Origin of the sequence: Paenibacillus nuruki (assembly GCF_001721045.1) — a bacterium.
In the GTDB taxonomy this organism is placed as follows: domain Bacteria; phylum Bacillota; class Bacilli; order Paenibacillales; family Paenibacillaceae; genus Saccharibacillus; species Saccharibacillus nuruki.
The window spans coordinates 49220-72011 of sequence record NZ_MDER01000044.1 but is presented as its reverse complement, the minus strand read 5'-3'; the positions used below and the strand labels follow the sequence as shown (position 1 = coordinate 72011).

At 38.7% G+C, this 22792-nt stretch carries 21 protein-coding genes; 8 read left to right on the top strand and 13 right to left on the bottom strand.

The window, feature by feature from the left end; translation table 11 throughout:
- Window positions 1-41 precede the first annotated feature (41 nt).
- Genes PTI45_RS13160 through PTI45_RS13150 form a run of 3 tightly spaced genes read right to left on the bottom strand, consistent with a single transcriptional unit; the run spans window position 42 to window position 3484 of the window.
- Window positions 42-1619, bottom strand: a complete 1578-nt coding sequence (locus tag PTI45_RS13160; RefSeq protein WP_069328047.1) for an ABC transporter substrate-binding protein — start codon at window positions 1617-1619, stop codon at window positions 42-44.
- A 36-nt stretch (window positions 1620-1655) separates the two neighbouring features.
- Complete coding sequence (locus PTI45_RS13155; protein WP_069328046.1) at window positions 1656-2537, bottom strand: carbohydrate ABC transporter permease; 882 nt, start codon at window positions 2535-2537, stop codon at window positions 1656-1658.
- Between the two features lie 14 nt (window positions 2538-2551).
- Window positions 2552-3484: an ABC transporter permease gene (locus tag PTI45_RS13150; RefSeq protein ID WP_069328074.1), complete on the bottom strand. Its 933-nt coding sequence runs from the start codon at window positions 3482-3484 to the stop codon at window positions 2552-2554.
- A 359-nt stretch (window positions 3485-3843) separates the two neighbouring features.
- Between PTI45_RS13150 and PTI45_RS13145 the strand changes: the two genes are divergently transcribed.
- Entirely contained in the window at window positions 3844-4908 is a 1065-nt protein-coding gene (locus PTI45_RS13145; RefSeq protein WP_069328045.1) for a LacI family DNA-binding transcriptional regulator, read from the top strand.
- 65 nt (window positions 4909-4973) lie between these two features.
- Here the strand turns inward: PTI45_RS13145 and PTI45_RS13140 are convergent, their stop codons facing one another.
- On the bottom strand, window positions 4974-5624 hold the full coding sequence (locus tag PTI45_RS13140; RefSeq protein ID WP_069328044.1) for a stalk domain-containing protein: 651 nt from the start codon (window positions 5622-5624) through the stop codon (window positions 4974-4976).
- Between the two features lie 115 nt (window positions 5625-5739).
- A complete protein-coding gene (locus PTI45_RS13135) occupies window positions 5740-5982 on the bottom strand; it encodes a hypothetical protein (protein WP_069328043.1) in 243 nt (80 codons plus the stop codon).
- Window positions 5983-6260: 278 nt separating this feature from the next.
- On the opposite strand from PTI45_RS13135, the gene PTI45_RS13130 reads away from it, so the two are divergent.
- On the top strand, window positions 6261-8078 hold the full coding sequence (locus PTI45_RS13130) for an APC family permease (RefSeq protein ID WP_069328042.1): 1818 nt from the start codon (window positions 6261-6263) through the stop codon (window positions 8076-8078).
- Window positions 8079-8204: 126 nt separating this feature from the next.
- On the opposite strand, the gene PTI45_RS13125 is transcribed toward PTI45_RS13130, so the two are convergent.
- A complete protein-coding gene (locus PTI45_RS13125; RefSeq protein ID WP_083243523.1) occupies window positions 8205-8609 on the bottom strand; it encodes a hypothetical protein in 405 nt (134 codons plus the stop codon).
- A gap of 180 nt (window positions 8610-8789) precedes the next feature.
- Between PTI45_RS13125 and PTI45_RS13120 the strand changes: the two genes are divergently transcribed.
- On the top strand, window positions 8790-9308 hold the full coding sequence (locus tag PTI45_RS13120; RefSeq protein WP_069328041.1) for a hypothetical protein: 519 nt from the start codon (window positions 8790-8792) through the stop codon (window positions 9306-9308).
- A gap of 190 nt (window positions 9309-9498) precedes the next feature.
- Window positions 9499-10023: a hypothetical protein gene (locus PTI45_RS13115; protein ID WP_069328040.1), complete on the top strand. Its 525-nt coding sequence runs from the start codon at window positions 9499-9501 to the stop codon at window positions 10021-10023.
- 81 nt (window positions 10024-10104) lie between these two features.
- Here PTI45_RS13115 and PTI45_RS13110 read toward each other — a convergent pair whose 3' ends face one another.
- Window positions 10105-11061 (bottom strand): DMT family transporter, encoded by a 957-nt coding sequence (locus PTI45_RS13110; RefSeq protein WP_069328039.1) that lies wholly within the window; start codon window positions 11059-11061, stop codon window positions 10105-10107.
- Window positions 11062-11243: 182 nt separating this feature from the next.
- On the opposite strand from PTI45_RS13110, the gene PTI45_RS13105 reads away from it, so the two are divergent.
- On the top strand, window positions 11244-12719 hold the full coding sequence (locus PTI45_RS13105) for an aminotransferase-like domain-containing protein (RefSeq protein ID WP_083243522.1): 1476 nt from the start codon (window positions 11244-11246) through the stop codon (window positions 12717-12719).
- On the opposite strand, the gene PTI45_RS13100 is transcribed toward PTI45_RS13105, so the two are convergent.
- On the bottom strand, window positions 12703-13521 hold the full coding sequence (locus PTI45_RS13100; protein WP_069328038.1) for a hypothetical protein: 819 nt from the start codon (window positions 13519-13521) through the stop codon (window positions 12703-12705). The genes PTI45_RS13105 and PTI45_RS13100 overlap by 17 nt on opposite strands.
- Before the next feature lie 411 nt (window positions 13522-13932).
- Here PTI45_RS13100 and PTI45_RS13095 point away from each other — a divergent pair, with 411 nt between their 5' ends.
- Window positions 13933-14895 carry a TRM11 family SAM-dependent methyltransferase gene (locus PTI45_RS13095; RefSeq protein WP_069328037.1) on the top strand — a complete coding sequence of 321 codons (963 nt, stop codon included), beginning with the start codon at window positions 13933-13935 and terminating at the stop codon, window positions 14893-14895.
- Between the two features lie 65 nt (window positions 14896-14960).
- Here PTI45_RS13095 and gpmA read toward each other — a convergent pair whose 3' ends face one another.
- The gene (gene gpmA / locus PTI45_RS13090) at window positions 14961-15710 is read right to left on the bottom strand and encodes a 2,3-diphosphoglycerate-dependent phosphoglycerate mutase (protein ID WP_069328036.1); all 750 of its coding nucleotides are present in this window, start codon (window positions 15708-15710) and stop codon (window positions 14961-14963) included.
- Between the two features lie 188 nt (window positions 15711-15898).
- On the opposite strand from gpmA, the gene PTI45_RS13085 reads away from it, so the two are divergent.
- Window positions 15899-17236, top strand: coding sequence for a DUF2252 domain-containing protein (locus tag PTI45_RS13085; RefSeq protein WP_069328035.1), 1338 nt, complete (start codon window positions 15899-15901; stop codon window positions 17234-17236).
- Window positions 17237-17334: 98 nt separating this feature from the next.
- Here the strand turns inward: PTI45_RS13085 and PTI45_RS13080 are convergent, their stop codons facing one another.
- From PTI45_RS13080 to PTI45_RS13065, 4 genes are all read right to left on the bottom strand, one after another.
- Window positions 17335-18720, bottom strand: coding sequence for an amidohydrolase family protein (locus tag PTI45_RS13080; protein WP_069328034.1), 1386 nt, complete (start codon window positions 18718-18720; stop codon window positions 17335-17337).
- Window positions 18721-18925: 205 nt separating this feature from the next.
- Entirely contained in the window at window positions 18926-19750 is an 825-nt protein-coding gene (locus PTI45_RS13075; protein ID WP_069328033.1) for a carbohydrate ABC transporter permease, read from the bottom strand.
- Window positions 19750-20619 carry a carbohydrate ABC transporter permease gene (locus PTI45_RS13070; protein ID WP_069328032.1) on the bottom strand — a complete coding sequence of 290 codons (870 nt, stop codon included), beginning with the start codon at window positions 20617-20619 and terminating at the stop codon, window positions 19750-19752. The genes PTI45_RS13075 and PTI45_RS13070 overlap by 1 nt, the downstream gene beginning before the upstream one ends.
- Window positions 20620-20643: 24 nt before the next feature.
- Window positions 20644-21882 (bottom strand): ABC transporter substrate-binding protein, encoded by a 1239-nt coding sequence (locus PTI45_RS13065; protein ID WP_069328031.1) that lies wholly within the window; start codon window positions 21880-21882, stop codon window positions 20644-20646.
- Window positions 21883-22252: 370 nt separating this feature from the next.
- Between PTI45_RS13065 and PTI45_RS13060 the strand changes: the two genes are divergently transcribed.
- Window positions 22253-22789 carry a sigma-70 family RNA polymerase sigma factor gene (locus PTI45_RS13060; protein WP_069328030.1) on the top strand — a complete coding sequence of 179 codons (537 nt, stop codon included), beginning with the start codon at window positions 22253-22255 and terminating at the stop codon, window positions 22787-22789.
- Window positions 22790-22792 lie beyond the last annotated feature (3 nt).

Sequence of the window (22792 nt, the reverse complement as noted above, 5' to 3'; positions counted from 1 at the left end):
TAAGCTCCTTTTTTGACCTTATTGGTAGTATTTATTGTTGATTATTGTTGGTTACGATCATATCCAGATTGTTTAATTTGGAGCCATTCTTGTAGCCCTAGACGATCCAATTCTTGTAGGTAAGTAGGCCACTCTTCATTCACTTTGCCATTTTGATACCATTCTGTACGTTTTCGTTGTACATAAGCGAACAGATCTGTTTCTATTGTTGATAAACGATCCAACTCTTCGATTGAGAAGAATACTTTAGGATAAATATGTTCGGCTTGCATATGAGGCACCATGACTTTTTTCATTAATTTCAAGCGACTTGCGGCATCGTCTGGCTTAGTCGTATATTTACCATAATATTCATCCAGAATCGCTAGAGGGCCAGCAATATTTGTTTTTTGACGTACTTCAACAGGTGCTGATCCTTCTAATGAAAGGTGCTTTAACATGCCTTTCTTTTCATCGAATTTGAAAATGTTTTGCTCTTTGGTATCTCCATACGTTCCCCAGTTATCTTGGATCGATTGTAATGGCTCATATAACTGGTCTATCCATTTGGCAGTTGCTTCTACTTGTTGATTGGTGCTAGTAATGACCATTTTGCCACGATCAAATCCAAGTCCATTGGTACGTGTAACATTGGTTTTCCCACTAGGGCCAGCTAAAGGATTCATCAGTTGGTAGTCATCATTGGGGCCTGTAATATTGGCTTTGTCCCATGTGAAATACAATCCGTAACGTTTGTCTTTTCCTTTAGCTAGATACGTATTCCAATCTTGCTGTGAAGATTCTACATCGATTAACCCTTCCTGATATAAGCTATGGATATAGTTAATCGCATCTTTGTATCCATTATCAGAAGCAGTAAAGACTACTTTGCCATCATTGGTAACGACCGTATGATCCCAGTTATCGCCAAGTCCGAAAGAGCCATATAAGAAGGTCAAATCTTCGCCACCCGGTTTATCAATAAAGGAAAGTGGAATTTCATCGGCTTCTCCATTACCATTAGGATCTTGCGTTTTGAAAGCAATCAACACTTGTTTTAACTCTTCGGTTGTTGTTGGCATTTTCAAACCTAACTTTTTAAGCCATGCTTGATTGATCCATGGAAAATCATCTACTGATTGAATCGCTTCTTTCCCTGTACCTAGTTCTTCTATCCATGGGAAGGAATACATATGTCCATCTGGTGCTGTAAGCATTTTTTTGTATTCAGGTGCTGCTTTTAACACTTTTTGAAAATTAGGCATGTAATTGTTGATCAGATCATCTACAGGAATAATCACACCATCTTTAGCTAATTTGAGCAGATCATAATCGGTATACCCTGCATCAAAGATACCGTCTGGAAGATCACCACTAGCTACGGCTAAATTACGTTTTTCGATAAATTGATCGGTCGTATAGTTTTTCCAATTGATATGGATTCCTGTTTTTTCTTCCAGACGCTTATTAATCAATTTATCGTTAGGATCAGCAGGTGCTAGCGCTGAACTTTGCGTCAAGAAATTCAATGTCACTTTACCATTAGCATCGGTAGTTGGATTAGATGAACCTGAATTACAACCTGTTAATAGTAGCGCTATCGTTAACCCGGAGATCGTTACTTTTTGCATAACTTTCATTATATTTGCCCCCATACTTGTATTTAGATGCTGTGCTTATTTCAGTGAACCGACCAGAACGCCTTTTTCAAAGTACTTCTGGAAAAATGGATACATGATCAACAACGGTAGACTTGAGATCACAATCGAAGAATATTTAATCATCTCGGACAAACGTTTCAGTTCTGCCATCGCCAATTGATCCCCGATCATTCCTGGCATCGTCTGGTTCTGAATCAGAATCGAACGCAGTACCAATTGCAGTGGATACAACTTGGCATTATCCAGATAGATCATCGCATCAAAGTAAGAATTCCATTGCCCTACAAAAGCATAGAGCGCAATAACGAAAATAATCGGCTTCGATAACGGCAATACAATTCGGAAAAAGATTGTCGCATCGCTCGCTCCATCTACATTGGCTGCTTCTTTCAATTCATTAGGAATGCCTTTGAAAAAAGTACGTGCCAGAATAATATCCCAAACATTCACAATCCCTGGTAACAGGATCGCCCAGACCGTATCTAACATGCCTAGATTTTTCACCAATAAATAAGTAGGAATCAATCCGCCACCAAAAAACATCGTTACAATAAACATCGTCATAAAAAGATTACGACCTTTTAATTCATTGACAGACAACGCATAACCAGCAAATACCGACACGATAATCGTCAGAATCGAAAAGCTAACCGAGTAAAACACAGAATTGATAAATCCTCGGGTCATGGCTTCATTGCCTAAAATCTTGCGATACCCTTCCAGACTCCAACTGGATACATTAAACGAAATCCCTTTGTTCAATAGAGCGATCGGGTCCATAAAGGAAGCGATTACAATATAGATAAGCGGTACAATGATAATCAGTACACAGAACGTTAGCAAAATATAATTGATTCCAATAATAAATCGATCCATACGTGAAGACGCTAGATTCATCGCTTACACCTTCCTTAATAGAGCCCTTCGCCCTCATTGAGTTTTTTGACTACAAAGTTCACTGCTACTAATAAAAAGACGTTAATCACGGAGTTAAACAATCCAACAGCCGCAGAATAAGAATAGTCGCCTGCTTGTAGCCCTACTTTGTAAACATAAGTTGAAATGATTTCTGAAGAAGGTAAATTCATCGAGGTCTGCATAAGATATGCTTTCTCGAAACCGATCGACATAATACCACCTGCTGCTAGAATAAATACAATCGCCATAATAGGTCTGATCGTAGGAAGATCAATATGAAGAATACGTTGAAAAATATTCGCCCCATCCAGACTAGCGGCATTATGTAGCTCAGGATCAACGCCCGCCAGAGCAGCTACGTAAATAATCGAAGACCATCCTGCGCCTTGCCAGATACCGGATAAAATATAAATCGATCTAAAATAACCAGGTTCCGACATAAACATTAACGGTTGACCAAATATGGCACTAACCAGTTGATTGATTGGACCAACAGGAGATAAGAAAATAAATAACATCCCTACAATAACAACAACCGATATAAAGTTAGGTGCGTACAAGATTAACTGTACATTTTTCTTTATTTTGGCTTGCCTTACTTGGTTTAACATCAGCGCTAATATAATAGGAATAGGAAAGCTACAAATGAGACCGAATAGACTCAACGAGATCGTGTTAGTAAAAATATCTGTAAAGTTCGGAGAGTTCAAAAATTTCTCGAAATATTTAAATCCGACCCAATCACTTCGCATAATGCCTTTGAGTGGACTGAAATCTTTAAATGCGATAACGGCTCCGTACATGGGTACATATTTGAATATAATAGTCAGGATCAGTGCCGGGGCTAACAAAGCATACAGAAAATAATGATTGTGCCTTTTCTTTAATGTTTTCCTGTGTGCGGTTTCACCTTTTCTTGCTTTTATTTTCTGTCCTACTCCATCCACATGCGTTCACTCCTTCAAGTCCTGTCCTGTATTTAGAAAGGGCTTACATTTTGTTTTGCTTGACTCTGATTTACAATTTAACAAACAATTTGTTCATTCGTCAATACATTTTGTAAAAATAATATTTTACATTTGCATTTATTTAATTTACATTATGGATATAAATGAAGATATCATATGCGTAAAATGCACAAATTAAAGTTTACATTTGTAAACAAAAGTTGCTATTCAATACGAATTATTATACATTTAATACAAATAACGAATAAAAGAGATTATCCTAAATCTGTAATGATTTCTTTTGCAAATATAGGATGGTTAAAGGTGGACAAACGATCATGAAGAAAGAAAAAGTGACTATTCAGGATATTGCAGACGCTTTAAATATATCCCGTAATACCGCTTCCAAAGCTATTAATGGTAACGAGAACATTCCGATCGAAACACGAAATAAAGTCATTCAAAAAGCAGCCGAATTAAAATATAAACAATTTGCTTATGTAGAATCTGACTATTTAATGCCTAAGTCTACCGGTAACGTAGCTTTGTTAACGTCTAGCCTACCGAATAATTCACATTTTGGTACTTTGCTTATTAGTGGACTTGAAAAAAGAATCAGTATGGAAGGATATACGATTTCGATTCATATTGTGCGTGAAGCCGATATGCAGTCGCTGACTTTGCCGAATAACTTTGAAGCGTCCAAAGTGGATGGAATTATTTGCATCGAATTATTTGATAAAGAATATAGCCAAAAAATCACCAGTCTAGGTTTACCGACTATTTTTATAGACTGTGCAGTCGATTTAGCGTCTCCTTCATTACAAGCCGATCTTTTACTGATGGAAAATGAATACAGCGTCTATGAAATGACCAAACATTTAATTCAACAAGGGCATCAGCAGATTGGTTTTGTAGGCGATTACAATCACTGTAAAAGCTTCAATGAACGCTGGATCGGGTTTAACCGTGCTCTGTTAGAAGCAGGTATCACTTTAGATCGTTCTTTTTGCATTTTAGGCAAAGACGAAGAAATTTTTAAAGCCAAAGACTGGATTGATCGTCAATTCAAAGCGATGACTCACAAACCTTCTGCTTTTATATGTACGAATGATTTTAGCGCTGTTCATCTTATGCAAGTGCTCAAAGCGAATCAAATTAAAATTCCTGAAGATATTGCAGTCTGTGGATTTGATGATGCTTCGGAGTCTCGTATTGTAGAGCCCCCTTTAACGACAGTGCATATTTTCAGTAACGATATGGGAATACAAGCCGCAGAAACCTTATTAGCACGAATCAAAAATCCTACTCGTCCTTATCAGATCGCTCATATCCAGACTCATCCTATTTTTCGTGAATCTTCAGCCGTGGTACCGAAGTCTTCTCTTTCTTCCCGAGCATAACAAAAAGCTTGCAATCCTCCTGAGAATAAGGAGAATTGCAAGCTTTTTTGGTGATTCAGCTACTATTATTGCTCTTTCCAGACTACACTGATTTCGTAAGCGCCTGTCTGATTAATGATCGGTGAACTGTTAATCGATACCACAAAATCATTATCTTTAGAGCTTACAATGCTCAAGTTATCCGCTTCAATGATCTCACTCTTTTTGGTTACATCTTTGCTCAAATAATAGTCTTTATATGTATTGCCCAGTTCAAGTAGATTGGATTTGGTAGAGTACAACAGGGAAACCTGTTTTTTGTTATCTGCTACATTTTCAACTAGACTGACTTGCTTCGCATCTTTAGGAAAAGGAAAATCGGTTGGTAAATATTTCGTTTTGATTACAGCTGTGGAGACTGCTGGTGTAGCTGGTGTTCCTGTAGAAGAACCACTACCGATAATGACTTTGTTGCTTGCGGCATCAAAGCTAACCGGTGTATTTAGCGCTTCACCAATAGAACGTACAGGAAGATAAGTTGTTCCTTGATAAGAGATCGGAGCTAGTTTTTTACCATTAGCTGTAGGCGTATATGCTGAACCATTCACCTGAATCCCCAGACCATGATTAAGCGATGCTTTAATACTTTCCAAGTTCGTACCCGCATACACCCCTGCTGATCCTGTCAAAGCCATACCTACAACTGCTGCTGTCACTAACCAATGCTTCTTCTTCATATAACAACCTCCTGAATATAGTAGTAACTCTATGTTATCAGGTCGTGTTAGATTTGGAACCTTCTATAGCCCTATAAATGAATGCAATTTGAACTAAATTAACCACCTTTACAACTTATTCTTCCCGATTCCGTTGCTCTCGCTCGATCCGTTCTCTCATATGACGATCATATCCATTTTGGTGTAACCACACACTATTATTGACCTGTGCAATCTGCCCGATACCGAATAAAATACTGATTACAAGAAAGATAAGACCGTAAGCATACATAAAATATCCTAGATAAAAACACGTAATAATTCCGATAAAAACAACGATCGATAATCCCCAAAGGATGCGACGCATGACTTTTTTCATATGGTTCTCCCTGCTATTTTTGTATGATCTCTTAATGTCTTATATACGAAGATAATAGTATAAGCGATTCAAAATAATACACTGTCTATTTTTACTTATACATTTTGTTTAAAATAGGGGATGACTTTTTACAAACCTAGAGTATAATGATATACGCTTGCCTTAAAAGCTAGCTTAAACAAGCATTGTTTTTCATGCTTGGCTTGTACGAAATGAGTATCTATAACACGTAAACTAATTAGTCTTTCCAAATTTCAAGAAATGAAGGTGTGCACAAGATGTTGGGTAAGTTCAAGCGTATATTAATCGGAAGGCCGATGAAGTCAGCAGAACTCGAAGCTGAAAAATTAGGTCGGCTCAAAGCATTAGCAATTCTTTCTTCCGATGCGCTATCCTCGGTGGCATACGGAACAGAGCAAATTTTGCTTGTCCTCATGGTTGCTGGATTTGCGGCTTTATGGTATTCCGTTCCAATCTCTATCGCCGTACTCGGTTTGTTGGTTATTCTGATTATTTCGTATCGTCAGACGATTTTTGCGTATCCGACAGGTGGTGGCGCTTATATTGTCGCCAAGGATAATATCGGTAAAGCACCTAGCTTAATAGCAGGGGGATCTTTACTTGTTGATTATATCCTAACCGTAGCCGTAAGTTCATCTGCTGGAACAGATGCAATCACATCGGCTTTTCCAGTATTACATGATCACCGGGTTCTGATCGCCCTTGTCATGATTGTCTTTTTAACGATTATGAATCTGCGCGGTGTGACCGAATCTGCATCTGTACTCGCTGTTCCTATTTATTTGTTTGTTATCGCTATTTTTGTATTGATTATCACAGGTGTGATTCGTTATTTCACAGGCGGGATCGAAGCCGCAGCTCCGCAATTTGATAGCACCGTTTCGAATGTCAGTCTGTTCTTATTACTCAAAGCATTTAGCTCGGGTTGTTCGGCATTAACCGGGGTAGAGGCCGTCTCCAATGCTATTCCTAACTTCCGTAAGCCTGCTGAAAAAAATGCGGCGGCTACACTATTGATGATGGGTATTATTTTGGGCGCAATGTTTATCGGTATTACATTACTAGCTTACTGGTACGGTATTCATCCAAGTGCAACCGAAACGGTTATTTCACAAATCGCACGAATGACGTTTGGCCATGGTACGCTTTATTACATTATACAGGGTGTTACGGCATTGATTCTGTTTCTAGCAGCCAATACAGCGTACTCTGCGTTCCCGCTACTTGCTTTTATGTTAGCAAAAGATAAATATATGCCTCATATGTTTATGGTGCGTGGTGACCGTCTAGGTTTCTCTAACGGTATTATTATTTTGAGCGTATTGTCTGCATTGTTAGTGATTGTGTTTAAAGGGGATACTGAAAATCTGATTCCTTTGTATGCGGTTGGTGTATTTATTCCATTTACCTTATCGCAATTAGGTATGATGATTCGCTGGATTCGTCTGAAGCCATCCAATTGGGGATTAAAGTTAACGATTAACACAGTAGGTATGTTAACGACATTGTCGATTACGTTAATCTTTATTTTCACCAAATTCTCGCAAGTCTGGGTTATCTTTATCTTCTTACCGTTGGTCGTGTATATTTTCTACAAAATCTATACGCATTATGAGAATACAGCAGAACAGTTACGAATCGATATCAAAGTCGATAAGCCAGAAGTTAAAGGCAATACGATTATTATTCCAGTGGCAGGGATTACACGTGTAGTAATGAATACAATCAGTTACGCCAAAACATTGTCTCCTAATGTACTTGCTGTCTATGTTGGTTTCGATGATGAAGCGATTCATAAGATGGAACAGAAATGGGAAGAATGGAATCCCGGTGTTCGTCTGATTGTACTGAAATCACGGTATCGCAGTATTCTAGGTCCTTTGCGCCGCTTTATAGATACGGTGGAATGGAAGACATCAGCAACCGATCATATTACCGTATTGATTCCGCAATTCGTCACTCATCACTGGTGGGAAACGATTCTGCATAATCAGACCAGTCTATTGATGCGTGCTTATCTGATCAACTACAAAGATGTCGTTGTTGCTACAGTTCCTTATCATTTGAATAAATAGATCATGGCATAGTTAAAAGCATATCTGCATGTAAAATATAAAAAAAGAGGTAGACCTTATACGGGGTCTACCTTTTTTTGTGGGCAAATTTGCAGTTGAAGGGTGAGCTTATACCTATATACGTCGCTATTCTGTTACTTTATTTTCATTTTTTTCTACATTGTCTATCTTTTCAACCCAGACCATATACCAATTGGGCTTTGCTTCGTGGTCAACATCGGTGTAAATGCGGTACGTTGGTTCTTGGAACGTCTGTCGTTGAAGTAATTGAAAGGCTAGCGTTTCTGCCATTTTAGGATCATGACTACGGTATCCATCATATAATTTGCCGATTTCGTTATAGGCTCCACTGCTGATCCATTCATAGGCTTCTCGCTGAGTCTGAACTTCCATCGTCTCATCTGCCCAGCGTATCCAATCTTCTTTGTATTTGGGTGGATGATAGAAATTAGACTCTACATTCATTCGAATTTCTTCACGGTAATGATATGTATGATCTGCTGATTTTGGAGGTTGATCGGATGGTTTCATAGATATCTCCCTTTCATCATAGGTGTAATTTTTTTAACATTTTGGCGTTCTGCTATGACTATCCTGTTACTTAGCGATTACTATATTGTGGTTTTACAAACTATAGCAATCTATTGAATAATAACTTTAGATTATTACTAATCATTTTTTAACTATATGAATTTTTTGGAGGAATTAAATATGAATGTTCAAAAAGGATTAACGATTGTGATGACTTCTGTATTGGCTTTATCTATTACTGCACCTGCATTATCAGTATCAGCGCAAAGCAATACCACTACAAAAGAGGTTACTACTAAAACGACCACTAAAGCTAAAGTAGATCATTTAACCGCTGAACAACAGAAAAGTCTAATCGAGGTAGCTGGCTTTGATAATGTAAAACAATTTACCGGATTCTATGCTAACCTTCGTCGTGCAGTAGCCCAAAATAATAAAGAAGCTGTGGCTAAGCGCATCAATTATCCGTTGTCTGTATACAGCAATAGTAAAAAAAGAAGCATTTTGGATCAAAAACAATTTATTGCTGAATACGATAAAATCATGACGACTGAAGTTAAAAAAGCACTGGCAAATCAACGTTTAGATGAATTATTTATACGCGATCAAGGTGTTATGGTAGGTAGAGGTGAAATATGGATGGCTATTCTAGATAACAAACTAGGTGTCTATACGATTAATCAACAAATACATCAGTAATCACATTACAGAAAAGCTTTGAACATAAGAAGGTGTGTATATACTTAATCTAGCTTGTATAGCATGATGCTCATTCTTTTGATTTGCTATTCTTTTACGATATTGTTATTTTATAAGAGATCGCATACTATTGGATAACAACTTTAGATACGTGCTTATTGAATAGATGAATCTCAAGGAGGTAATGATAATGAATCGTAAAAAAAGAAGCGCTATTGTTATGACTTCAATGTTGGCTGTAACCCTTTCTATGCCGGCATTCTCAGCATCTGCACAAACGAATACCGCTACTACTGAACCGATGGTCTCTACAGTAGCTTCTACAGAAACGACTACTCCTATCAAAGCGGATCAATTAACCGCTGAACAACAAAAAAGACTGGTCAGTGTCGCTGGATTTGATAATGTCAAACAGTTTACAGGATTCTATGCGAATCTACGTCGTGCAGTAGCCAAAGGGAATAAAGAAGCCGTTGCTAAACGGATTTCTTATCCTTTAGTGATTAACAGTAGTAACAAAAAAAGAAGTATTCTAAACCAGTCGCAATTTATCACCGAATACAATACCATTATGACGGCTAAAGTTAAAAAAGCATTAGCTAATCAACGATTAGATGAATTATTTATACGTGATATGGGTGTCATGATTGGTGATGGCGAATTATGGATCGCTCCTGTAAACAACAAGCCCGGTATTTATGCGATTAATCAATAATGTTAATGTTATACGCTGATCATTAGACAAAAAGACCTCCTAACCGATAGGAGGTCTTTTTTTGATTTAGTCTATTTTGATTTAGTTTTTGTACACTTTCACAATAGGCACCTTTTTATCTCGTGATGCTTTGTTCCGTTGGCTGGCAAATAAAGAACGTAACGTCTCAATATTGGTCAAAATCACCCCGATTAGAATAATCAAGGCTCCTACCCCCATCACCCAATTGAGTGGTTCTTTATAGATCAACCATCCCAGTACCAGTGCAATAATCGGTGAAATGTATAACCATGTCGAAGGGAATACTGGATTCGTTCGTGAAATTAACCAGTAAAATAGCGTATGCCCACCCATAGATCCCAGTACAATTAAATACAGCAACGAACCGATCGCTGCGGAATTGAACATCGTTTCCATATGTATTTGACCCCGTTCGGTAATCAAAGACAGTACCAATAACATCCATCCTCCGTGCATCATCTGAGCGGCATTTTGTGCAATCGGTGAACTTCCCTGTAATTTAGAAACCACTTGTTTGGAATAAACAGCTCCTGCTGCGTAGCCGAACTCCCCCAATACGACAACCAGACAAGCAATTACCCATAGGGCATGATACTGACCGGATAACCCCGGTAACATCAGTAGAGCAACTCCAACTAACCCGATCATCGCTCCGATAAATGAAATACTCGGTACTTTATCTTTCAATACCACTGATCTTATCAATAAAATAATAGCGGGACCGGTTGCAGACAGAACAGCACCTACACCAGACGTAATATATTGTTCAGCCCAATATAAAGCTGCAAATGTAAAAAAGGTTAATCCTGCGCCAATAAACAGCGTTTCTTTGCGTAGTAATAAAGAGAAACTGATCTTTTTACGTGCATACATCCAGATCATTAAGATCAATCCTGCTGCTAAAAAACGAACTCCTGCGGAAAAGAAAGGCGGTAATCCTGCATCGACCCCGATCTTAATCGCTAGAAATGTGGTTCCAAAAATTAAGCACATTATTGCATACCCCAGTAATACCATCTTCCATTCCTCCTCTGTGTTCTGTTATTGTAAAGGAAGATCAACAGAACAGATGCCATACCATAGAACAGATGGGGATATCTTGGTCTGGATGCAGGTTACACTACATGTACTTTTAGTTTGATTTTGCTTATTCGGGATATCTGTTTGTACCCTGTTATCAATTAGGAAGGAATGTGGATATGACAAATAAACCACTCACTGAACCGCAAAAAAAACAATCCGATTCCATCGTCGATACTGTATTATCTGGACAACATGGGAAACATTCTTTTCAAACGGTCTATACGTATATCCATACACGTATTCAGCGTGGAGACTGGCAAGCACACGCTAAGTTGCCTTCTGTTCGTCAACTAGCAGAAGATACAGGGATGCACCGCTTAACGATTTTCAAAGCGTATCAACATCTTAAAGATGATGGTCATGTCTATGCCCGTGACAAATCCGGTTATTATGTGCAACCACCTACGTTACAAGTGTTAACCAATGAAGCTGAATTAGGTCTGCCTTTATTTCAAGGAAATCTGGGCGATCTGCATCGGATTCAAGTCAAATATCAATTTTCTCAAGCTCTGATTACACCGAATTTACTACCCAATCACTATTTTGCTGAATATGTGAAACAGGTATTCGATCTGTATCCCAAGTTGCTCGGTACGTATGCACCTGCACAGGGTGATCTAGAGCTCAGAGAAATGCTTCAACACTATTTTACAGATACTTCTCAATTTCATGTTCATGCCGATGAAATTCTTATTACAACAGGTGCTCAACAAGCGATCTCACTCATTGCTGAAGTATGGATACGCCCGGGTGATCATGTGCTGATCGAATCGCCTGCGTATGCCAGTGCTTTAGATGTTTTTCAGCAAAAAGGGGCTAGATTGGTTCCGATGACAATCAATGCTAATGGTTATGATCTAGCTCAGATCGAACAAGCGATGAAGCAATATAAACCGCGCTTCTTTTACCTTAATCCTACATTTCACAATCCTACAGGCATCTGTATCTCGGCAGAACAACGCAAACAACTGGTCGATCTAGCCGCTCAGTACCATTGTCTATTGATCGAAGATGACACCTGTCAGGATATTTATTTTGGGCAAAAGCCACCGTTACCTTTATTTGCTTATGATACGGAAGGATATACGATCTACATTCGTAGCTTTAGCAAATACGTTTCTCCGGGATTGCGAATCGCTTGTATTGTCGCTAGACCGGAATGGTTCACTTCTCTACTGGCTGCCAAGTCACTCGCTGACGGAGGGACCCCTTTGCTCAACCAGAAAGTATTTTTGCATTATTTTACCTCAACACGGTTACAACAACATATCGAGAAATTACGGATCGCATTGCGAATTCGCTTCGAAATGATGGACGAAGAACTCTCCTCAACCGGTTGGTATTATGAACCACCTCAAGGTGGATTTAATCTGTGGGTTCGATTACCCGATCATTTATCGGTTCCTGAACTACTGGCTCGTTGTCTCAAGCAATCGATCTCTTTTGTTCCGGGATCATTATTCGATCATCACGAATCATCCAAGCAATATATTCGCCTATGCTTTTCTTTTGCCAGTGAACAAGAAATTCGTACTGGTATTCAGCAGTTAGTCGCGATTGCGAAAGATATGGAATCTAATTCTTCTGAATAGCTGAGCGATACGGTTCATCCCATACTATATTGGAAGACTTGGCTTGTAATATGCCTTGTTGGTACTCATAAGTTGTCGTCAGCTCACCCAAAACGTTCATCATACCCACTTGAACAGACGCAGCTACAACGAGGTGCCCGTTTTCGATCTTGTATTGGCGTACAGCGCCTACTTCTACTCCGCTCTCTACAGAGGCGACAGGGTCTTGCAGTATCGAAGTCGGTAAAGTCATTTGGTTCTGATTCCATTGAAGTTCGATCTGCCCTGCATTGACTTTAGCTTGAAAATACTTATTCCAGGCATGTTGTCCATCTTCTACAGCAATCGATGTACCGTCTTGTCGATAGACTTTAACTTCTGTTTTGTAAATGCCTGTGCCGTAACCGTTCGTTAAGATCACTACCACTTCAGGCTGACCATCTCCATCAAGATCGGTTGAATAGACCTGTGGCGGATATTCTGGATTAACCACCTGAACGCCGTCTAACATGCAGTTGAATGTAGGTGTATGGATAGACATATTTTCATACGTACCGTCTGATTTTTCTTTGCCACGGATCGTAATATGGAGAGCAGGCTCACTTGCGATTAATTTGGCATCTTCCATAATGTTAAATAAGTTGGATTGAGCTACTGGAAAATCTAATTGTTCTATATTAACAGTGTTCACCATCAAAGGTTCACCATTTTCAGTCACTTGTTGATTAGAATGGAACTTGGCTGCAGATACTGTTTCTAACGAAAGAGCACATAAAATAATCGTGATCATCAACCATTTTGTAGCGTTTTTCTTTATATTCAAAAGGAGTGCCTCCTTGATCGTTCGATATTCATATTTAATTTGAAGGTGAAAAGAATTCCAACGTGTGTCATGCTAGCTTCTATTACATGCTAAGCCTTAATCGATGTAATTACCAGAAAAAATTGCTGTTCACAGCAAGTTCCTTACAAATAAGTCGTAAATCATCACTTTTACTTTAGATTACCTACTATAACGGTTGAATAAACACGATTATTCTTAAAGAAATAAAAGTTGAAGAGTATAATGAAATTATTGTATTTTGAGAGCATACTGAAGATATGTAGTTAAAGGAAGTTCAGGTGTTCCACAATAGTGAATTGTTCCACATGAAACATTTTGCAAAACAGCGCTATTTTTGACTGATTTGCAGGAAATATAATTAGCCGATTGGGCTTAAAGGATGGACGACGATTGGATCAACAACATGCAAGTCCGCAATATATTTACACGTATTCTCATCGTCAAGATGAACATTCTCTTTGTTATTTGGAAATGAGATCTTTTTTCGGCAAAGAAACCGATCAATTTATTCTTAAAAGTGATGTAGCAGTCATGCCTAGTCGTAGCCCGTTTATCAAAGAACGGATTGAGATCCTATACGAAGGCGATACATTAGAAGAGATATATGCTCAAGCAGAACAGATCAATATGTTAGAAGAGACGTTCAAAGTCATTTTTGTCAAAATTAACGATCTGGATTCAGATCACAAAATCGAATATCAAGAACGACTGGGGATTGAACGTGAAATTGGCATGCGTATTCATGGCGAAGCCGATGTGAAAAATCCTCAACATACGTTTGGTATAGTACCTTTTGGTGGACGCTGGTATTTAGGTCATTATTTCAAAAACGAAGCTGTCTGGTTCCACAATATGCGCAAACCACAAAATTATTCGATTGCTCTGAATACCCGGCTAGCTAGAGCGGCTGCAAATATTCTAGTTCCTAATCCAGTCGGTATTCAAGCGATTGATCCTTGCTGCGGCATCGGTACTGTACTTGTTGAAGCCTTGTCGATGGATATCAACATTGTCGGGCGTGATATTAACCCGCATATTGCTCAAGGTGCACGAGCAAATATCAAGCATTTCGGCTTAAAAGGAGAAGTGACTTTAGGCGATATTGCTGATATTAACGAGCATTATGATGCGGCTATCGTGGATATGCCCTATAACTTATTTTCGACGACGACACCGGAAGAGCAATTAAGTATTCTCAAACATGCACGCCGAATCGCAGATAAAGTAGTTGTGATTACGATTGAAAATATAGATGAGATGATAGCAGAGGCTGGATTCTCGATTACAGATCGTGGTGAAGCCAAAAAAGGAGCCAAAGGCGTCTTTTCCCGTCAGGTTCTCGTCTGCCATTGATGAAGAAGGAACAAAATGTAATCAAAAAAGCATCTGTAGCAGAAATGCCTACGGATGCTTTTTGTTTATTCATTCACATTATGTGGATTAGCGACTTCATTGGTTTTGCGTTCGATATGTTCGTCTTCCCCTAGATAAAAACGGCGAATTGGATTGATATCATCATCTAACTCATATACTAATGGAATACCTGTTGGGATATTGAGATCGGTTAACGTCTTCTCATCAATATCTTCCAAATATTTAATTAAAGCACGCAATGTATTGCCATGAGCGGCTATTAAAATATGTTCTTTTTTCTGAATCAAAGGAACAATACAATCATGCCAGAACTCGCCCACTCGATCTACCGTGTCTTTGAGACTTTCACCATAAGGAATCTGATCGTCTGGAATCTGGTTATATCGCATCTCAAGACGAGGACTGCGTGGATCATCTTTTTTTAACAATGGAGGACGTACGGTTAGACTACGTCGCCAAAGATGAAGTTGTTCTTCTCCATATTTCTCAGCAGTATCTATTTTGCTTAATCCTTGCAAAGCTCCATAATGACGTTCATTTAATTTCCAAGACTTCTGTTCAGGAATCCAAAGCAAATCCAATTCGTCTAATATGTAATGCATCGTCTGAATAGAACGTTTGAGTACAGAAGCAAAAGCGATATCAAATGTATACCCTGCTTCTTTAATTAATCGACCGGCTATTCTAGCTTCTTCTATACCATGGTCACTAAGCGCAACATCGGTCCAGCCTGTAAATAAATTCTGCTGATTATATACACTTTCTCCATGACGAACGAGAATGATTTTGTACATGAGTCGTTGCTCCTTTTCTTCTACTACCTCTAATGGAGAAGTATCTATACTTCTTTAACCCACATTATGCTTTTAAAGAACCATTTGCAACAAACGCGCTTTGCGACCATTTTAATGTACGCAATAAGGGTGAGAAAGTGATAGAATAAAACATATTTATACGGTTACATGATTAGGGGGAAATGAAGATGATACCAACCAATATGACAGAACAAGTTATACATACGCGTACTAAATTACGCAAAGAAACGCTTATTTCAGTATTAGATGAATTTGATAGCAAGATTATGATATTAAGCCCAACCAAAAGAGCTGAGAAATATCGCAAAATGAGTGCTACTGCTTTTTCCTTTTTTCGTGGAAGCTCGTATCTGTTTTACTTTGATGCGACAAGGCATTATTTCCCTTACCATACGTCAACCGAACGTCCTACATGGATTCAAGGTGATTTACATTTTGAGAACTTTGGAGCGTTTCGCAATGAATCGAAACAGATTGTCTATGATGTAAATGATTTTGATGAAGGATATATCGGGTCTTATCTATATGACGTATTACGAATGTCGGTTAGTATAGCGTTGGTAGGCAGACAGCTACAATATACGGATGACCAACAATTGCATCTTTTAGAACATTATATCAAAGGCTACCATAAGCAAATTACCTGTTTTGTTGAAGATAAAGATGATCCCGCTAAATTTGTGATGGACGAAAATAAAGCTAAAGGCCCTGTACGTAAGTTATTACGCAAGTTAGAAAAGCGCCGTAACGGTCATTTTCTTGAAAAAGTAACAGCGGTTATGCAAAGCGATCGGGTATTTCAAGAAACAGCTGAACTGGTTGTGCCTTCAGAGCAAGAACAATCTTTACTTGAGCAAGCATGGGCATTTTATCAACAGACATTGGTCTGTCATCAAGGTGAAGCCGATCATTATCGAATCAAAGATATTGCGATTAAGCATGGTTCAGGTACAGCTTCGATTGGACTTGATCGGTATTATGTATTGATCGAAGGTGGACTGAGTGTAGAAGGCGAAGACGATGCTGTTTTGGAAGTGAAAGAAGTTCGCACACCGGTTCCTGCTTATTTCTTACCCTATGCTGAATCGTTCTGGCAGACATTCAGTCATCAAGGCAAACGGGTAACGACGACTCAACAAGCGATGCATCACAAGGCTGATCCTTATCTTGGATTTCTGACATTAGATGGACGAGACTTCTATGTACGGGAACGTTCTCCTTACAAAAAGCGTCTCAAACTAGAGGATATCGAAACAATAGAAGATATGGAAAGTGTACTGAGTACGATGGCTAAATTAACTGCCAAAATGCACGCCCGCGCAGATGCCGATGTAAATAAAGGCATCTTACCCTATCATAGTGAAAAAGAAATTCTAAAAGCGATGGGACGCAAACCGGACGCCTTTGTACAACATATTTCGCGTTGGGCTTTTGCTTATGCCGATCAGGTAGAGAAAGATTATGCTATTTTCTGCGAATGGGCTCAGACATTTCAACCGGAATAAATGATAACATCATCTATAAAAGGGACAGTTCATCCTCAAGAGGAGTCTGTCCCTTTTTGGGTTGGTTCATATGACTTCCATTTAAATAATCCGATTGATTATGAATAGATCACTCGATCGGCATCACTCAGTACATGTTGTGTCTCCAGATACTCTCTACTTTCCAACACAAGACGACGAATACGTTCTAGATCCACACCTACCAATTGACCATGTTGCTTCATCAGTCGTCCACCAACAAATACAGTATCGACATTCGATGGATTGGTACATTGAACGACTGCACCTATAGGATCAATCACTGGAAATAGATTGAGATCGGTATTTAGATTCGAGGTACTAATCATAATGATATCCGCTTGTTTTCCCGGTGTTAGTTGACCAATCTGATCTTCTAACTTCAATGCTCTGGCTCCGCCTACAGTAGCAAATTGAAGCACTTGAGCAGATAACAGATTTAACTCGCCTGGCATATTGCCGCTATTCAGAATCTCTTCATTTACACGGGCACGTTCAGCCTGTAACATAAATTTCATTTGCGCAAATAAATCGCCACCTGTTGAAGTGACCACATCTACTCCTAATGATGGCATCCCGCCTTGTTCCAAGAAAAATCCAGTCGCTGGATATCCATGTCCCATCATCATCTCTACTTCTGGAGTAACCGACAACGATGCTCCTGCATCAGCAAGCATTTTGTATTCTTCGGTCTGCATTTTGTTACCATGTACCATATTCAAATCTGATCCAAGTAAGCCTGCTTCATACAGCTTGGTGACGGAACGATCGGCAGCTCCCCAGTTGCCAAATCCGATATGCATCGAACAGATGGCATCTAATTGACGAGCAATCCCAATCTCTGCAACCGTAGTCTCCCAGTGGCTAAATTCAGGACCACGAATTGCAAGCCCCATCGTCAGTAATTGATCACGTGAAGAGAAATATTGCTTTTTCACTCGCTCGGCATCCTCGATCATTAAGCGACTTTCACGATTCCAATACGCTGTCTCTCCAGATACACCCAGTGCAAATACAGATCGAATCCCTGACTCTTGCAATCCACGTATTAATTCATCGGTATGTTCTGGAGAGTAAGGCATACTCCAATCTAATACAGTCGTCACACCCGAATAGAGCGCTTCCAATGAACCTAGTAAGTTCGCAATATAACTATCTTGTGGACGCAATCGACTTCCGAGTCCACCATAGTATAGATTTTGCAAATAAACAGGTAGTGACCAATTCGTTCCGGCTGTACGCACAAGCGATTCCCACATATGACGATGCGTATCGACTAAGCCAGGCATGATAATTTGACCTGTAGCATCAATAACATGATAAGCGGATTCATCCACTTGTAGATTAGTTCCTATCGCTTCAATCGTTGAACCAGTAATCACCACATCTGCTTGTTTTAAGTTACCGATCTGATCATCCAGCGACAACACCGTACCCTTTTTTAAAATGTACCCTTTCTTCTCCATCTTGAATTCCTCCTTTTTCCTTTTTTAAGAATAAATAGATGTTCTTTCTTTATCATACCTCTTTCTCACATTTAACTCAATAAAAGGAAGTTACTTAACTTTATAAAGTATTATTAATGATGTGAATAGATGTGAGTAATACAACAAAAAAAGCCTTCACCGTTTATAGGCGAAGACTTTTGAAGTTGGCTAGTCAACAGTCATTTTATTTTACAGAACCGCGGGTAACTCCACTGATAATCCATTTTTGAGCAAATAGATAAATAATAATCATCGGCAACATCGCTAACAGATACGATGCAAAAGCTAGATTATAATCGGTATTGAATTGCCCTTGGAAAATATACTGTACCAGCGGTAGTGTATACATATTCTGATCACTAACAATAATCAATGGCAATAGGAAATCATTATACGTCGACAAACAGACGAGAATCCCTACAGTTGCATTAATCGGTGCCATCAATGGGAAAATAATGCGCCAGAATGTGCCCCAAGTGGTCGCTCCATCAACCGTTGCTGCTTCTTCAAGTACAGCCGGTATCGAACGAATATACCCTACATATACAAATACGTTAAATGCCAGCGCATATACCGTATGCAAGATCGTCAGTCCCACCAGATTGGTCATATGTAGCGAAGATGTTAATTTAACAATCGGCAACATAATAATCGGAAATGGAATAAACATCGCACTCACAAAGTAGAAATATAACCCTTTAAAAAACTTGCGATCCATATTACGTCCGATCGCATAAGCCACCATTGAGTTGGTAAGCAGTGTCAAAATAACAGTTGCTGTCGTGACTAATGCACTGTTACGAAATGCTTGGAAAAAGTTCGTCAATTCTATTGCACTTGCAAAATTATCAAATCGCCATGTGGTGGGTAATCCGAATAATGATTGAGACATTTGCTGTGGATCTTTGAGCGCAATCGTGATCGCCATATATAAAGGGAAAAGAACCACGATCGTACCGAGAGCGATAAGAATATTAACAGTCCAGTTGGTACGTTTATGTGTTTCCATTACATATCCATCTCCCTTCTTTGCAGGAATCGGATCTGAAGAATAGAGATGACTGCGATAACAATAAAGTAAATGACCGAGTTCGCTGATTGATACGCAAATTCGCCGCCTTCAAACCCACCGGTATAGATTAAGAATGAAATCGATTGTGTCGCACGACCCGGTCCACCATTGGTCAAAGCTACGATCTGATCAAACACCATCAATGCATTCTTCATCGCTAATACCATATTGATCGTAAAAAATGGAGCGATTAGTGGAAACGTGATACTCCAGAATTCACGCCATTTGCCTGCGCCGTCCAGACTGGAAGCCTCATACAGATCACCCGGAATCGTCTGTAATCCTGCTAGATAAAGAATCGTATTCAGAGCAATCCCTTGCCATACTGCAACAATAACGATCCCGATCCAAGCCAGACTTTCGTTACCAAGTATATTTGTCGATAACGCATTGATTCCGAGTGATTGTCCCCATACTGTAAATACATTAGAGAACAGGTAATTAAATATGTAACCCACGATCAATACACTCAAAATATTAGGTAAAAAATACACTCCTCTAAAAAAATTACGGAATTTGATACGTGAGTTCAATCCAACAGCAATCAATAAGCTGAAGATGTTAATAAAAATCGTTACAACTACCGCATATTTAATCGTAAACCAGTAAGCTTCACCCACAACATTATCTGTAAATAAACTGACGTAATTGCGAAAACCTACAAAATCATATTCTTTACCAAAACCGTTCCAGTTGGTAAACGAATAAAAGATCCCTTGAATCGCAGGTAAAGTTAGAAATAAGAAAAACAACAATACCGCAGGAATCGTCATCCAATAATAAGTCGCCATGCGTTTGGTAGACATCAGATCACTCCTTCCATTTCTCGATTAGCTTGCTCTTCGTGCCGCTACTTTATCCCACTCTTTATCCAGTGTGCCGAGGAAGCCATTAATATCTTTATTTTGCAAAAAGGCTTGTACAGTTGGATTCAATTGAACAGCGCTTGGAATATAGTGATCGACAAAATCGACAATCTTACCCTGTTCAAAATAAGGCAGTAATTCCGCGACACTCTCATCTTTTTGCTGTACACCGTTCACAGCCGAGAACAAGTTTTGCTGGTCAATATATTGTTGGCTATTTTCTTTTTGCAATAAGAACGAAATAAATTCTTTGGCTTGTTCAGGATGTTCGGTCTGATTTGAAATCGCCAGTAATGTATCAATCCCTGCGGTCAATTTATTTTTGGATTCATCGTTACTACCGGGTAGTGGGAAAAATCCTAATTTAATATCTGGATTGACTTTGCGAATCTCAGAGATCGCCCAGCTTCCTTGAATATACATCGCCGCTTCGCCATTACCAAAAGCACGATTACCATCCGAATATGCTTTACCAAAATTATCATTATGACCGTAATTAAGTAATTCCAACTGTTTTTTAGCGACTTCTTGATACGCTTGGACAAATGTCGTTTTGTTTTCACGACGCTCTTTGTAGAAGTCTGTACCGACTAATGTACCGCCCATCGCATTGAAAGGTAGATTGGTCTGCCAATCGTCTTTGTAAGTGAAATAGAAAGGAATGGTTCCTCCTGCTTTCGCTTTTTTAGCTGTAGCAATCAGTTGATCCCATGTTTTGGGTACAGATAACCCTAGCTTTTTGAAAATATCTTTATTGTAGATGATACCGTTTGCATTTAGCGCAAAAGGAACCCCTGTCACTTGATCCATACCTGTAACGTCTTTGAGCATTTGTGCATATTTCGGATCAATATTTTGCAATAACGAATCGCCCGTTAAATCCATAAAAATATCACTTTTAGCGAGTAACGAATATGTATCAGTAGCACCCAAACCAACAATATCAGGAATATCATTTTTGACGACTCGTGTTTTGAGTACCGTCTCTGCATCAGGTGGATTCACTTGAGATACATGAATATCCGGATGTTCTTGATTGAACTTGGTAATCAGTTCATCGAAGCTAGCTTTAGCCTCCGGCTTATTTTGGAAAAATTCGAGTTGTACAACTCCATCCTTGGTTCCACTGTTATTCAGACCACAAGCGGATAATATACCACTTAGCAATAGCCCGATCAGCAACATACTCCCCCATCTTTTCATTTACTCATTCCCTCCTCAAACTCTTTTACTTGCATAAACAATATAAACAAAAAATACCCTATTCCGACAAAAAGGAAACGATTTCAACAAATTTATACCCTATTTTAATCCTTTTAAAAGCCTAAAAAGCATAGTCTCAAAAAAATAATTCCCATTTTTGACACCTTTTCTTATCAAATACAGTATGTAGATATATAAAAATAGTTATAAAGGTGGAGAGTATATAAAAAATAATTACGCCTAAAGTTGTATTTACCTCCATTCTTTCAACTTTATAGATAAAAGATAGAGACTATCCCGTTTATGTGGTATTTATCTTTTGATCCCAATTCATATGCACTTAAGATATAAAGTGCTGGAGGTAATACGTATGAACCTAACAACAATAGATCAAAATCCGATCATTCATTCTTTTTTGAGTATTCCAAGTCATAAGCAACTGTTGGAACAAGCCATATACTATCCAACTGAACCTAATAAACAAAATCTTAATCAAGCATTTCAACTGTTCTTTTTAGAAGCTCGCTTCACTTCTTATATCGCTTCTCTGATTCATTTCAGTGCGATCAATTATGATAAAAAAAATCGCCTGTATAAAGATCGACATCAACTGATTATTGACCACAGTGAAAATAAAGATCATACCTATACTTCACGAATACCTGCTGATACAGATACATATCATTTTGCAGAACGTAATTTACAACAAGTGATTACCGAAAAAAAGATGTATGAAGCGATTCAGCAACTCACAGATCGAGAGCAACGTATTCTTTGTTATCTTTATATTTATGAAATGACCGAGAAAGAAATATCGTCTCAACTTCAGGTGACTCAACAAGCGATTTCCAAAACTAAACGATTAGCCATCAAAAAATTACAAACGTATCTTCATTGTCCAAGTTAGAAA

Bases quoted from the DNA above. Each gene is read 5' to 3' on its own strand.
- PTI45_RS13125 (WP_083243523.1), bottom strand. From the start codon at position 8,609: ATGAAACCATCCGATCAACCTCCAAAATCAGCAGATCATACATATCAT.
- PTI45_RS13155 (WP_069328046.1), bottom strand. From the start codon at position 2,537: ATGAATCTAGCGTCTTCACGTATGGATCGATTTATTATTGGAATCAAT.
- PTI45_RS13075 (WP_069328033.1), bottom strand. From the start codon at position 19,750: ATGGAAACACATAAACGTACCAACTGGACTGTTAATATTCTTATCGCT.
- PTI45_RS13070 (WP_069328032.1), bottom strand. From the start codon at position 20,619: ATGTCTACCAAACGCATGGCGACTTATTATTGGATGACGATTCCTGCG.
- PTI45_RS13065 (WP_069328031.1), bottom strand. From the start codon at position 21,882: ATGAAAAGATGGGGGAGTATGTTGCTGATCGGGCTATTGCTAAGTGGT.
- PTI45_RS13130 (WP_069328042.1), top strand. From the start codon at position 6,261: ATGTTGGGTAAGTTCAAGCGTATATTAATCGGAAGGCCGATGAAGTCA.
- PTI45_RS13120 (WP_069328041.1), top strand. From the start codon at position 8,790: ATGAATGTTCAAAAAGGATTAACGATTGTGATGACTTCTGTATTGGCT.
- PTI45_RS13110 (WP_069328039.1), bottom strand. From the start codon at position 11,061: ATGGTATTACTGGGGTATGCAATAATGTGCTTAATTTTTGGAACCACA.
- PTI45_RS13085 (WP_069328035.1), top strand. From the start codon at position 15,899: ATGATACCAACCAATATGACAGAACAAGTTATACATACGCGTACTAAA.
- PTI45_RS13135 (WP_069328043.1), bottom strand. From the start codon at position 5,982: ATGAAAAAAGTCATGCGTCGCATCCTTTGGGGATTATCGATCGTTGTT.
- PTI45_RS13160 (WP_069328047.1), bottom strand. From the start codon at position 1,619: ATGAAAGTTATGCAAAAAGTAACGATCTCCGGGTTAACGATAGCGCTA.
- PTI45_RS13115 (WP_069328040.1), top strand. From the start codon at position 9,499: ATGAATCGTAAAAAAAGAAGCGCTATTGTTATGACTTCAATGTTGGCT.
- PTI45_RS13140 (WP_069328044.1), bottom strand. From the start codon at position 5,624: ATGAAGAAGAAGCATTGGTTAGTGACAGCAGCAGTTGTAGGTATGGCT.
- PTI45_RS13080 (WP_069328034.1), bottom strand. From the start codon at position 18,720: ATGGAGAAGAAAGGGTACATTTTAAAAAAGGGTACGGTGTTGTCGCTG.
- PTI45_RS13105 (WP_083243522.1), top strand. From the start codon at position 11,244: ATGACAAATAAACCACTCACTGAACCGCAAAAAAAACAATCCGATTCC.
- PTI45_RS13060 (WP_069328030.1), top strand. From the start codon at position 22,253: ATGAACCTAACAACAATAGATCAAAATCCGATCATTCATTCTTTTTTG.
- gpmA (WP_069328036.1), bottom strand. From the start codon at position 15,710: ATGTACAAAATCATTCTCGTTCGTCATGGAGAAAGTGTATATAATCAG.
- PTI45_RS13145 (WP_069328045.1), top strand. From the start codon at position 3,844: ATGAAGAAAGAAAAAGTGACTATTCAGGATATTGCAGACGCTTTAAAT.